The sequence below is a fragment of the Pleionea litopenaei genome, from assembly GCF_031198435.1.
Taxonomy (GTDB): domain Bacteria; phylum Pseudomonadota; class Gammaproteobacteria; order Enterobacterales; family Kangiellaceae; genus Pleionea; species Pleionea litopenaei.
Map to the genome: position 1 here is coordinate 3,450,140 of NZ_CP133548.1, position 12,700 is coordinate 3,462,839.

The 12,700-nt window shown below is 42.5% G+C and carries 12 protein-coding genes; 9 read left to right on the forward strand and 3 right to left on the reverse strand.

All coding sequences use genetic code 11. The features are described from left to right. Positions 1-43 precede the first annotated feature (43 nt). The 3 genes from Q9312_RS15530 to Q9312_RS15540 all read left to right on the forward strand — a co-directional run bounded on the left by Q9312_RS15530 (position 44) and on the right by Q9312_RS15540 (position 1,713). Complete coding sequence (locus Q9312_RS15530; RefSeq protein ID WP_309201777.1) at positions 44-832, forward strand: Dam family site-specific DNA-(adenine-N6)-methyltransferase; 789 nt, start codon at positions 44-46, stop codon at positions 830-832. Between the two features lie 186 nt (positions 833-1,018). Beyond that, a complete protein-coding gene (locus tag Q9312_RS15535; protein WP_309201778.1) occupies positions 1,019-1,282 on the forward strand; it encodes a hypothetical protein in 264 nt (87 codons plus the stop codon). A gap of 23 nt (positions 1,283-1,305) precedes the next feature. Beyond that, the gene (locus Q9312_RS15540) at positions 1,306-1,713 is read left to right on the forward strand and encodes a helix-turn-helix domain-containing protein (RefSeq protein WP_309201779.1); all 408 of its coding nucleotides are present in this window, start codon (positions 1,306-1,308) and stop codon (positions 1,711-1,713) included. Positions 1,714-2,114: 401 nt separating this feature from the next. Here Q9312_RS15540 and Q9312_RS15545 read toward each other — a convergent pair whose 3' ends face one another. Continuing rightward, a complete protein-coding gene (locus tag Q9312_RS15545; RefSeq protein ID WP_309201780.1) occupies positions 2,115-3,098 on the reverse strand; it encodes an AraC family transcriptional regulator in 984 nt (327 codons plus the stop codon). A 441-nt stretch (positions 3,099-3,539) separates the two neighbouring features. Between Q9312_RS15545 and Q9312_RS15550 the strand changes: the two genes are divergently transcribed. The 5 genes from Q9312_RS15550 to Q9312_RS15570 all read left to right on the forward strand — a co-directional run bounded on the left by Q9312_RS15550 (position 3,540) and on the right by Q9312_RS15570 (position 9,489). Further along, entirely contained in the window at positions 3,540-5,540 is a 2,001-nt protein-coding gene (locus Q9312_RS15550; RefSeq protein WP_309201781.1) for an SH3 domain-containing protein, read from the forward strand. 20 nt (positions 5,541-5,560) lie between these two features. After that, positions 5,561-6,325 carry a hypothetical protein gene (locus tag Q9312_RS15555; RefSeq protein WP_309201782.1) on the forward strand — a complete coding sequence of 255 codons (765 nt, stop codon included), beginning with the start codon at positions 5,561-5,563 and terminating at the stop codon, positions 6,323-6,325. A 1-nt stretch (position 6,326) separates the two neighbouring features. Beyond that, positions 6,327-7,214, forward strand: coding sequence for a hypothetical protein (locus Q9312_RS15560; protein ID WP_309201783.1), 888 nt, complete (start codon positions 6,327-6,329; stop codon positions 7,212-7,214). Then, on the forward strand, positions 7,211-8,884 hold the full coding sequence (locus Q9312_RS15565) for a M23 family metallopeptidase (protein WP_309201784.1): 1,674 nt from the start codon (positions 7,211-7,213) through the stop codon (positions 8,882-8,884). The genes Q9312_RS15560 and Q9312_RS15565 overlap by 4 nt, the downstream gene beginning before the upstream one ends. Before the next feature lie 188 nt (positions 8,885-9,072). Beyond that, positions 9,073-9,489, forward strand: coding sequence for a GNAT family N-acetyltransferase (locus Q9312_RS15570; RefSeq protein ID WP_309201785.1), 417 nt, complete (start codon positions 9,073-9,075; stop codon positions 9,487-9,489). Between the two features lie 67 nt (positions 9,490-9,556). Here the strand turns inward: Q9312_RS15570 and Q9312_RS15575 are convergent, their stop codons facing one another. Next, a complete protein-coding gene (locus Q9312_RS15575; protein ID WP_309201786.1) occupies positions 9,557-11,284 on the reverse strand; it encodes a PHA/PHB synthase family protein in 1,728 nt (575 codons plus the stop codon). Between the two features lie 459 nt (positions 11,285-11,743). Here Q9312_RS15575 and Q9312_RS15580 point away from each other — a divergent pair, with 459 nt between their 5' ends. Next, entirely contained in the window at positions 11,744-12,112 is a 369-nt protein-coding gene (locus Q9312_RS15580; RefSeq protein WP_309201787.1) for a phasin family protein, read from the forward strand. 223 nt (positions 12,113-12,335) lie between these two features. Here Q9312_RS15580 and Q9312_RS15585 read toward each other — a convergent pair whose 3' ends face one another. Then, on the reverse strand, positions 12,336-12,656 hold the full coding sequence (locus Q9312_RS15585) for a DUF2970 domain-containing protein (RefSeq protein ID WP_309201788.1): 321 nt from the start codon (positions 12,654-12,656) through the stop codon (positions 12,336-12,338). Between the last annotated feature and the right edge of the window lie 44 nt (positions 12,657-12,700).

A 12,700-nucleotide genomic window follows, 5' to 3' on the forward strand; every position in this document is an offset into this window, starting at 1 on the left:
TGAGATAGTGGGTTTGAGTTCAGGGGCATTGGTGCGGCCATTTTTGAAGTGGGCCGGTGGTAAATTTCGTCTTATTGACCGTATAGCGGCCACCTTGCCTGATGGCAATCGCCTGATAGAGCCCTTTCTGGGCTCCGGGGCGGTTTTCTTGAATACCAATTTTGACCGCTACCTACTGGCCGATATTAACCCAGACCTGATCGATCTGTATCAAACCCTGCAACAAGAGGGGGATGAATTCATCGATTACTGTCGGCAATTTTTTGTGCCTGAGTTGAATCGTCAAAACCGCTACTACGAATTGCGGGAAGAATTCAATGAAATATCACCGGGAATAAGAAAGGCTGCATTATTTCTATATTTCAACCGACACGGCTATAATGGACTGTGTCGCTATAATTTAAGCGGGGGGTTTAACGTTCCCTTTGGAAAATACAAAAAACCGTACTTTCCAGCGGCGGAGATGCAGGCGTTCGCACTTAAAGCAAAACGAGCAACCTTTGTTTGCGAAGATTTTGAAGCAGTGATGAAGCGAGCGAGGCGTGGGCACGTGGTGTATTGTGACCCGCCGTATGTGCCAATTTCTCCAACGGCTTATTTTACCAGCTATGCTAAACACGGATTTTCTTTACATGACCAGGAACGGTTAGCCTACCAAGCAAAGCGCTTGGCCAAGCGCAAAGTAACTGTCGTAATTTCCAACCATGAAAATGAAGTGACCCGTGCGATGTATCGCGATGCCAAACTGGTGAGTTTTCCAGTGCGTCGATTCATCAGTTGTAATGGCAAACAACGGGGAAATGCGGATGAATTATTAGCCATTTTTAGCTAATGCTTAAAAAACTGCTGGTTCATTCTCATTTAGAATATAGCCCTAGGTATATAATGAAACGGATCACATTTAGAACAAAATGTGCTTAATCAGGCTCCATAAGGGCAATTCCGTGACTTATAATGTTTTTAATTCGTCAAACATCTTCTCAACTGGAGATGGCGATCAAGCAAGGAGAACTTACTAGTGAAAGTCGTAGCAACGCACCGACTCGCTGAAGCTAAAGAGAAGTTTCCGGCTTCTAAAACAGCACTGGATGGCTGGTACAGAATCATGAATTTTACAGATTTTCCATCGGATATTGCGCTCCGTCGGACCTTCTCAGAGTTGCGCAATAACGGTAACGAATATTGGTTTTTAGTGCCGGGAACGACCCTTCTACTGAAGGCCATTATTAACTTTTCGGCTCAAGTCGCCATGGTAAAAGATGTGCGGCCTGGGGTTTTGTAATCAGAAGCTGAGGGATAAGTGAGATGAACGAAAAACTGCAGCATGCTATTGAGCATTGGGATGCGGTCGCACCACTGGTACAGCGACCTGAGTCAGAACGAGACTATGAGTCTCTGGTTCACCAACTAGAGGAAGCAATGACGCTTTCTGGTGAAGACCGAGGAAGTCCAATCAATGGATTGATTGAGGGTATGGCTCACGCAGCACACCAATACGAAGAGAAGTTTTTGGTGAACGAAGTGGGCAGTGGCGTATCTGCACTTAAGTACTTAATGAAAGTGCATAAGATCAAGCAATCCGATCTGAAAGAAGTGGGTAGCCAAGGCGTTGTGTCAGAGATATTAAATGGCAAACGCTCTCTAACGGTTCGTCATATTCGTGCTCTATCTCGCAGATTTGCGATCAGTCCAAACGCTTTTTTAGAGCCATAGGTCGAAGCCTCGCTCACATAAATTAAATCAGTTTATGTGAAGTTTCAGATGCTGGGCCTCGCCTGAGGCCTCATCTGGTAATGATGGCTGTCTAGTAACGATGGCTGTCTAGTAACGATGGTTGTCTGGTAACGATGGTTGTCCGGGAACGATGGCTGTCTAGTAACGATGGCTGAATGCTGCCATCCATACCGTTTGAGAACTTTGTGTTTCTTGAAAACTGCGTTTTTTTAAAACTAAATTTTTTGAAAATTTGGACGACATAAAAGTGAAAGACAGGGATGAGTATCATTAATCAAAATATGTCTTTAATACTGATTTTCTAACGCCATTGATAGTGCAGGGATGTATTGTTAGCCAAACGATACGTCTTCATGTAGCCAATACCTAGCGACATTCAACTATTCTTGTCCACGGAAATGTTGTCGATGTAATCCCGGCGTTTGTCCTGTCCACTTCTTATAGGCTTTTGAAAAACTCGTACGATCACAATAGCCTAAGTTTCGCGCGATATCATCGATGGTGTATTCCGTCTGTGATAAATATTTTTGAGCTAACTCTAATCGAATGGCATCGATTAATTCCCGATAGCTGAAGTTATGTTCATTGAGTCTTCGCTCTAACGTTTTTTCACTTAAACTTAATTCAGACGCGATCCGAAACCGCGATACATTGCCAAGCTGTAAACTGGTTCGAATCGCGGAACGGGCCTTCGATAAAAAGCTTTTAGACATCTGTTCCTGCTTCTCTTGTAATTTGCTATATAACGCCAAATGATATTCTGGTTCGGTCGTGAGTAACGGAGCGAGTGCGGTTGATATCGGAAAAATAAGTTGACAGCTATTGGTATTAAACTCAGGTTGACGATGAAAGTATTTTAAATAAGACGAAGACGCACTTATTGGGCTATGAGCAAGCTTTACTTCACAAACATCAATCACCACTCGGCTCAACCAGTTAGTATATTGGTAGATGATAGCCAACGTCGCTTCGTTAATAATCGCTTGAGTTAATTGCTCACCAGCGATATTGTTCACTCGAAAGTACATGTGAGTATTGTTAGACTGTACTTCAACTTGAACTAAATTTTGATACAACGCAGGAAATTCAGACACTCGTTGACACGCCATCAGCAAGTTGTCTGCGGTCATGAATAGATATCCGAGTCCATGAAAAGAGTTCGGGTTAATATATTTTCCAACGCTCATTCCAATTTCTGCATTACCGCTACTTTGAATTATTTTCCCAATAATGTGGAAGATAGGTTTCTGAAATGTATTGTGAGAAGATGGTTCATCGAATGATTTTTCTAGCTCCGAACTGGACACATTAATTCGGCTGTCTTTTACTAATTGTTTTAGCAGTGATAACAAATCCCAGTTCATCGTTCCCTCTCTGAGCAAGTTGTTATAGTTATACAAGTGTTTGCTTTTTACCCGCTAGCAACTAAAGCGATGCGATATTAGAGCATATTTATGAGAAGAAAATTTGTGAAAAATTACGCGTATCTTGAAACTAGCGAATTAACATTCTCATTGTTCAAAGTATTTTACTCTGTATATACAACTCTAGTGTTCTCAAAGTTGTCCAACATAAGAATATAGAAAATAAGATCGACAAATGTGACCTTTGACTCAAATTTTGCTCAGTGTCCTTTATTGTCTTATCAATGACCTTTTACATCATAGTGTGTCGTTTGCTAATCCCACATAATTTTAAATTCGACTTAGACAAATTTCTAGAAATTAACCGCTAGCTAGAGATTAATGGCTAGCAGTAGTGAGCCGCTAGCCTAGGTTAACGTCTTTTACTTTTAGGGGGATCGTATGAAGGTCAGTATTCAATTATTGAGCTTAACTTTTGTAGTCTTTTTTTCTGACACTATTTTTTCTGAGTGGAATGAAACACCGGATTATTGGAAGTGTTACAACCGAGTTTCTGGAGAGTGGAGTTTCGGCGTAGCTCCGTACGGATGTGATGCTAATGCATTTGGTAGTGACCAACATATTTCCCGCAATTATGAGCCGGTTCTTTTTGTTCAAAGTCGAGACTATGGGGTTGAGCGTAACCGGTATATGCAAGAAACCTATTCTATGATTAAGGCTGTTGCTGCCTATTACATACAAGCAAGAAAACCTAATGTAACAAGCTCTGAGCAAGCTGCTTTTGAACAAGCTGCATTGACTATTGCCCATCAAGAAAGTTATTGGTCTCATTATCGGCAAGCGTCGCAAGATGGGCGATACAAGATGATGCGAGGAGACTTTGGTCATGGCCACGGTTTAATGCAAGTGGATGATAGGGCGCACTATACCGCTACGCGTCAAGGAAAAGGGTGGGAGCTAATCACCAACATGATGTATTCACTCGACGAGTATTATACGGCTTGGCGGAGTGCAGATTTAAAGTGGTGTATCCAGCAGTACGGAAACACTTGGCGCAATCGATCGCGAGAAGCTTACTCTCAGTATAATGGAGGTCCGAGGGCATCGTGTCGTTGGACCGATCCCAATCATCGATGGGCAAGGAATGATAAAGGGTTCGCGCAGAAATACGATGGCAGAAGTTGGGAGTCTTACGTCACAGATAAACAGCAGAACTCAACAATAAATGTCTCGTGTCTTGCTAATGGAGGAACTCATTGCCCTCCGAACGGTGGAGTGGATACCAGTGATTGGTATCAAAAACTACTGCAAACTGATGACAATGCTGCTTGTGTTTACGACGGAAAGCAATTGCACTGTGTTACTGACATTCGTCATTCTGCCTGCTTAACCAGTGTTGGTCGCTTTGATTCCAACTCAGTTTTGCGACTGGATGCTGGTTCAACTAATGGAATTTCGAGAATTACTTATAACCCACATAAACTTTGTTTCGACAATGTGCTAGGGCTAGCCGCTGTTGGAAGTTTTATTGAGTTGACGCAAGACAATAACTTACGTCTCAAACCAAACGGTGAACTTATTCGAAGCATTGATCGTGGCGTTCAATTACAAGTTCTTGATATTGTGGTTTTCGATAATCAAGAGCTAAAGCGCTTTTATAAAGTAAAGCTTGAAAACGACATTGGTTATATTTGGGGAGGAACGAAAACTGACTATCAACAATGGAGCGTTCCTACGCTGAAACGCTCATCGTTTTACGAACTTCCAGTCTTTAATGATTGGGTTGCTGTGCAAGTCGATCGATTGAATATGAGAGCGACGCCCGGCGGCGATGTTCTTAAAGTCATCGATAAAGGAACTAAGTTGTTAGTCAAAGGGGTAGTTACCAGAGACTACAATAATAAAATTTACTTGCACATCAGCCATAACGGTGAAGAAGGTTATATATACGCTGGTTATCTAATACCAAACTCGACGTTATCTTATTGGGTTGAAAAAACCACTCCCCAAGATCAAAGCCATGCGGCCTACTGTCCTGAAGGAACTGATTATGATTTCTCTTTGATGGTGTGTCGTAATGAGATCGATGCTTATGGACCATTTAGCGAGAACATGCGTCAACGTTGCAATGAGCGGGGCGGCGGACAAGCTTGCGAACAAAAACACGAAGCGAACATCAACGGACAGTTGGTCGAGCTTCATCGTTGGTCAACTCGCTGGTTTATGTCGGTAAGAGAAAACTCAACATGCCCTATAGGAACTTTTCGTTCCGATGCCTATGGTTTTCATTGTGTGGAGAAAAATAACATGGATGAAATCATCGAAGTTTATGGTCCCTTTGACAGTGCCATGGTTAGCCGATGTATTGCAGCGGATGGTGGCGACGCCTGTTACTTTAATCGGTGGTCAGCGTCAGGCTATCGCAGCTGGAATAAGCCATAAGTGATTTAAAGGTGAAGAATATGAAACGATTGGTTGTCGGCTGTGTTGTGTTTGGGGTGGGTCTTATGCTCATAAAATGGTTTGATTTAAACGAAGAAAAAGTCACGCTGCCATACCCCTTAACCGATGAAAATATGACTTTGTCATCAAAAAAAGACATTAAAAAAGCGAGTAATAATAAGGCTTCTTCTTCGGTATCAACGAAGCAGGCTTTACAGGAAAAAGTTGTTCGGTTGAATGACTGTTATCTCTCCGGTGCGTGTAACTATCCGAACAGTGACCCTCGCTCCTACGATTATGCGCTTGGAAACGACATGGTAAAGTTGATGGATGAATTAGAAATGTACTTTCTAAATGGTGAGCTCGACAGTGACGAGCTGCGGTTGTTCGCCCATCAGTTTCTCAATATTGATAACGGACATGTACAAGCAAAAGCAATTCAACTTCTTAATCAATTATCAGTGGATAGTGAAACACTTTTATTAGTGACCTCTACTCTTTCTAATCACTATGATGCCGCACTATTAGAAAAGTCATTACCTCTTTTGCAAGCTTATCATCAACAAGGATTTGCATTAGATGTCGATACATTATTGCAACAACAAGTTCAAACAGGAGGACACTTTATTCGTCAGATGCTGAGTGGAAATATTTTACCGTTTATAAATAACAGCAATGTGCAATCTTATCGAAATATTTCCACTCAAATGAATGCAAGCTCTGTAGAGTTTTTTCAGCTGACGGAAGCGCTAGATGAGTTTCAAAGATTGCAGCATGGAGGTTAATGTGAAAAATACTATAACAAAAAAACGCTTACTTATTGGCCTTTCATCTATTTCAATTATCGTTCTTGTGTTTGTCTATGAGTCTTTTGACAATGCGGGTAGTCAGAAACAGGTTAAAGACAACGTTATAAGTCGACAGGTAGCCCAAGATAATAAGAGTATAACTCATGAGTTTTTAAGTGATGAGTTTGAAGAAGAGGCGAAAGAGCGCATTGAAAAAGCTCATAACAAGAGTTTTCATAAGAGCGTTCAGGAGACGGTCAATCTTGAGAGTCATTCTAATGATGAAGACAATCGCGACTGGTGGTTCGATTCACCCATCTTAGAGTCTCGAGAACGATTCTCTAAGGCGGAGACCGTTATCGACCTCGATGTGAGTTGCAAGTCTGGAAGTTCTATCAATGACGCTCTCTCTTTAGAACAAAACTTTGAACGTTCGACCAATATTGACCTTCAAGCGCGCTTTCAAGAAGACTTATTTTATTTTTCGTTGACCCAGTTTTGGCAACTGGATGACCACTATTTTCAATTTGTTGCGATATGGGATAGGGATATGCCCGCTCGTTATCGATATGAGTTTTATCAGAGTAAAGACAAGACATTTGGTTCAATGGTCGACGCAATTGACTTACCTATTGCCATACCGGAAGTCAAAGACGTGATAACCACTAATGAGTACATCGAGCTCCTCATTGATCATTATCAAGAAAAGGGAGCAAATATAGGTAGTCGCATTCTCGAATCTTCAATTAATGAACAAGATGGCGAGCAAGCCGTGACGATCGTCAATTCAAAATTAATTCAATGGCATACAAGTCAATTCAGTTGTGATAGTCGCGTAGACACAGCTAACGCATTTTGCCATTGTGAACGAGGAGAGAGTGTATGAAGCGATTTCTAATAGTAGAGCAATTATCTATCGTAATATTGGTATTTAGTAGCCAGCTGATGTCTGAAGATCTCTTGATCAATCAAGACACACATTTTAAAACCAGTACTGAACAATCTTCAAATTTACCGAGTCAAGAAAAATGCGAAGTGGCAGCGGGGACTTTGGTGAGTGTTGAATCAATACAAACGTCTAACAATCATTATCGAGTTGACTTGAGTAACCAATTAACTCAATGTAACTTGAGTTCTGGTTATTTTTATCAAGATCATGTCGTAAGAGAATCGAAGCTAATTACCGTCACTCAAAACACTGTGTTCAAGAAACGACGCTTGAGTTCTTCACAATTACCCATAAGTGAAAAGTGCGATGTGTCTCCCGGTGTTTATGCCGCACAAAGCGATGTTCCTAATGTTGTAGAAGGACATTACTATTTAAATTTAAGAGAGTTAACGGTTAACTGTAGCTTTAGCCAAGGATACTTTTGGGAAGGACATACGCAAAAAGGATCCTTGGCCATTCAGATTACAGGGGAAACGTTTCTTAAGAAACAAGCTATTCAATCCTCCGAGCTTCCTGCATCTGATAAGTGCATCATGCCGGTGGGGTTATACGCTTTGGGAGCGGGAGCTAGCCGCTCTGGTGAAACTCACTATCAAATAACTTTGGCGAAAACGTTACCTGATTGTTCTTTTAATACAGGGTTTGTTTATTTTGATCATACTGGTTGGAAAAAGCCCTATGTTGCGCCACCGGAGCCGACTTGGTCTTTTCCATTACCGGGAGGTTATTACACCAGTGGTTGGTGTCAGTGCCGCAATATCGGAACCAGCCCTCATATTGGACAAGATATTTCGAGAAGTGGAACGAAAAAAGCGGTGATCATTCAAGATGGTCGATTACAAAGCACCACGTTCAGTTCGAGCTGTGGGTATATTTCTTATGTTGAAGATGATTTTGGTACTTTGTGGCGTTATGTTCATCTTAATCGTCCCAGTGTATCTGCAGGCCAACGCGTAATCGCCGGGCAGCATTTAGCCTATATTTCAGCGTATCCAACCGCGGGATGTGGAAGTGGTCCACACTTGCATCTTGAGCGACGAAGTGCGGGGTATTTTAATGACCAAAGCACTGGAAAAAGTTGCCAGAATGGCTATCGAAGTTGTTACTACGATCCGATCAAACCATGGCGCAGTAATTTTAGTGCGAAACACGTCCAAAAATCGTCGATAACGGCTAATGCAAACTGGTCTAAATTTGACGTTCCTGCCTCAAAAAGTTGCAAGGTACCAGTAGACTCGCTGGCAAAGGTTTCTCGAGATCGTTTTGCACAATTTCCAAATCAACTTGACCCTCAAGTTAACATCGAGTTTTCGATCGTTAACCGCGCTGTTCAATCTCAGCTTTTCAACAGTCATGTCAGCATAAGCAATAACTTAAAAAACCAGTGCGCTTCAAATCAACGTTGTTTAGTGCAGTGGCAATTAGTAGCAGAGAAAGCGAATGGTGATTTAACGTCTATTTTCTTTGGAAATCGAGTTCGAAATATAGAGCTGAAGCGTCAAGTTGAAGAACAATGGTGTTTGCCTGAGCAAGTAATTCAATATTGGATGTTGTTAAAAGATAATCAAGGTAAGCGTTGGCGAGTACCGATTACTTCAAGAGGATAGTTTGATCCGTTTGTTGATGGTCGCTTAGTTTGTAGTACCTTTTAAAAAGGCCGCGAGACTTTTCATCGGAGCCTTACTAGTTTCCGATGGTGTTTGAACTCGGTTTTTCGCAAAGATAGAATGCGAATAAGGAGTCGGTGGTCTAGCAGTAATTACTGACTCCCAAACACTTTGATAGGAACGATTACATGCATTGTAGAGTAGCGACTCGACAAGACATTCGAGACATGCATCGAATTCGAATGGCCGTGAAAGAAAATGTACTTAATACTCTGGTACTGACGGAAGACGATTATATACCCGAGATCGAGGAAACCGGTCGAGGTTGGGTCATTGAGGAACAGAAAAAAATTGTTGCTTTTGGCGTTGCCAATAAACAAACAAGCAGTATCTGGGCATTGTTTGTGGAACCGTCATCAGAAGGTCAAGGGTTTGGTCAATGTCTATTAAATCAGATGATTGACTGGTTATGGGAACAAGGTATTACAAGGATTCACTTAAGCTCCGAGCCCGGAACGCGAGCGGAGCAATTCTACTTAAAAGCTGGCTGGATAGGCAAAGAGCTCGACCAACACGGTGATCGTCAATTTGAGCTGACTCGTTGAGTCTTGAGGTTAACCTTGTGGGTTAAACTCAAGACATCATGAGCTTTCACGAATGAATATTGAGCGGTTAAATTATTGAACGTTTAACGAATGCACCTGGCGCATCTTCTAACGGTAGCAATTCGCCATGTTCAGGATCACGAGCATCAACCTGTGCTTTCGAACGCGCATTGACCCACTTCATCCAGTGTGGCCACCAAGATCCCGCTGTTTGTGTCGCAGATTCGCGCCACGCTTCGGCCGTTTCGCTTAGATCACTATTGGTAAAGTAGCTGTACTTTCCACTGTCCGCTGGATTGATGACGCCGGCGACATGTCCAGAACCTGCGAGAACAAATTCAACCTTACCAGCTAATTTTTGCGCCCCTAAGTAAGTACTCTTCCAGAGTGCGATGTGATCTTTTTCTGCTGACAAAAAGAAACAAGGAATATCAATTTGGCTGATATCAATGTCGACACCATTCATTTGAATTCCACCTGGCTCCTTGAGAAGGTTTTTCAGGTACATATTTTCGAGATAAAAACTGTGCATGGCCGCTGGAAGGTTGGTCGCATCGGCATTCCAGTAAAGCAGATCGAACGCTGGAGGCTGTTTACCCAAAAGATAATTGTTCACATGGTACGCCCAATGCAAATCGTTCTCTCGAAGCAAGTTGTATGACAAAGCTAGCGCTCGACCATCGAGGATACCTTCGGCGTCCATTTGTTGCTTGAGAATATCTAGTTGTTCTTGAGACAAGAAGCAACCAAGCTCTCCTGGATAGGTGAAGTCGAGTAATGTAGTGAAGAAGGTCGCGCTGCTGATTCTTTGATCATTCTGGCTCTTCATGTAGGCAAGAGCAGTACCTAACAAGGTACCGCCAAGGCAATAGCCAATGGCATTCATCGATGACTCACCGGTGGTTTCTTCGATGGCATCGATAGCAGCCATGACGCCTTCATTCAGGTAATTTTCAAATCCTTTATCGCGCATACTGGCGTCGGGATTAACCCACGAGATCATAAAAAGAGTGTGGCCTTGGTCAACGATCCATTTGGCCAGTGAATTCTCTGGTCGAAGATCGAGAATGTAATATTTATTGATCCACGGGGGAACGATCAACATTGGCTTCTTCGCCACTTTGTCTGTGGTCGGTGTGTATTGAATCAGTTGGATTAGATCGTTTTGGAAAATGACTTTTCCTGGTGTTACCGCGAGGTTTTCTCCTGGGCGGTAAGCATTTAAGTCGGTCATTTTAATGGTGTTGAGACCTTGACCTCTTTGTAAATCTTCAAGGTAGTTTTGCATTCCTTGAATAAGGTTCATCCCCCCGGTTGATTGGGTTTCAGAAATGGCGACCGGGTTGGTCATTAAGAAATTACTCGGCGAAATGGCGGAAAGCCATTGGCGCACAAAAAACTCAACGCGTTCTCGAGTATCTGTATCTAAACCCGGAATGTCTCCCATGAGGTTTTGGGTGACTTGGCAGAAGTTAAGATACAGTTCGGCTAATTGCTTAAAGCCTGCTTGTTGCCAGTGTTCGTCATTAAAGCGTCGGTCAGTGAAGGATTTCTCTCCACTGAAAATAGCTTGTATCCCTGCAATGAGCTGTTGTTGGTAACTCGCCATTAGCTCTGGAGACTGAGCAAGCTGACTCATGGCCATGCTAACGTCTTGAGTCATTAACATCTGGCGCTGATAGTCATACCACATACGCTCGCTGTTTTTCTTCAACATGTTGGCAGTGTCGAGCATCTGCTCACTGAGTTGATCAATGATGGCTTGAAAAGCTTGCTGATTTGTTGACGAGTTCATAGTGCCTCCACGAGACCGTTAATCGCTAGTTAGGGAGCTGTGTTTGCGGTTCATCATTATTGGCTCCTTCGCGACGAATGGCATCGCGTTGCTCGTTTTCACCTGTCGACCTATTCGTGAGACGAGTTTGCAAGTGAGTAGAGCGCGTTGATGATCAAACCAAGAGGACTCCCTAGGTGTCCTTATTTTTATCGCAAATTGCTGCGTTGCGACAGATCTATTTGTACGATATTTTGACCCAAAAATACAGTACTTCTAAAAAAATTAAATTATCTCGTCACTGGTCGGACGTCATTAAAAATCCTTATAAATCATATAGATAGTAATTTTAATGGACTTTTAATGGTTATTTCATCAATTGGTCATAAAATAATCGTAGACTAAATATTGCGCTGCACAATTAAATTGTCTATGCTGTACTGCAGCAAAGCACTTTTAACCGCTAAAGGGAGATCCATTATGTTCGCTCAAGTGTTTAGTTCGATGGCCGATCAAAGCAAAACTATGTTTGAACCAGCTTTTGAGTTCAATCGTATCGCGCTAGGTCAGGCTCAAAAAGTAGCTGAGAAACAATTAGCGTTGGTAAATGACTATGCAAAGTTGGGTTTATCTCAATTGGGTCAAGCCGCGAAAATTAGCTCAGTTGAAGATTTGAAAGCTGTTTCTGAAGCACAGTTGAAAGCGAGTCAAGAGCTGTCTGATAAGATGGTGAAAGATGCAAACGACTGGGCAGCTCTTGGTCAAAGCATGACTGAAGAGTGGAAAACGTTCGCAGAAAGTAAGTTCGAGTCAGCGGTAAAAGAAACAACGAAAGCCGCTAAGAAGTAATTTGATCGTTAAGATATCAAGCCAAGCTAGTCGTTAGTTGGTGTTTGAAAAACCGTGCCTTTTTGTTGTTTCGGCACGGTTTGTTGTTTTTTCTGCCGGTTGAAATTTGCCTTCCTAGCAACAAAACCTGTCTTATCAAGTCCTCAGATCGGAATGATGGCAACTTTGCAGATGCTTTGATTTGCCTAGCGTATCCGTTAAATATTAGTTGCTCGGTCGACGTTTAGGGGCCTGCTTGGTAGTCGGCGATAGCGCTGTTAACGTACCAAATGATTCCTAGCACAAACAAAGTCACAGCAATAATACCCACAAAGATATATTCAGCGGCGCTACCATTTTCGAAGTCTTGTTGGCGCTTACTCTCGCTTTGTACGCCGAACATTGCGGCTAAAACACTTTGTATCACGCCAAACAGACCTGGCTTTTTCGAGGTCGTTGGGGAAGCACTGTTGGTTGCGGAGTTAGAAGAGCTTTTTTGCTTATTTGGCGAGTGTTGGTCGTGGGACGATTCTGGTGCTGGACTAGATTGTGAGGGTTCAGTCATGATGACTTTCCATGTAAAAATTGAATGTCAGAGTCAAGCCTGTT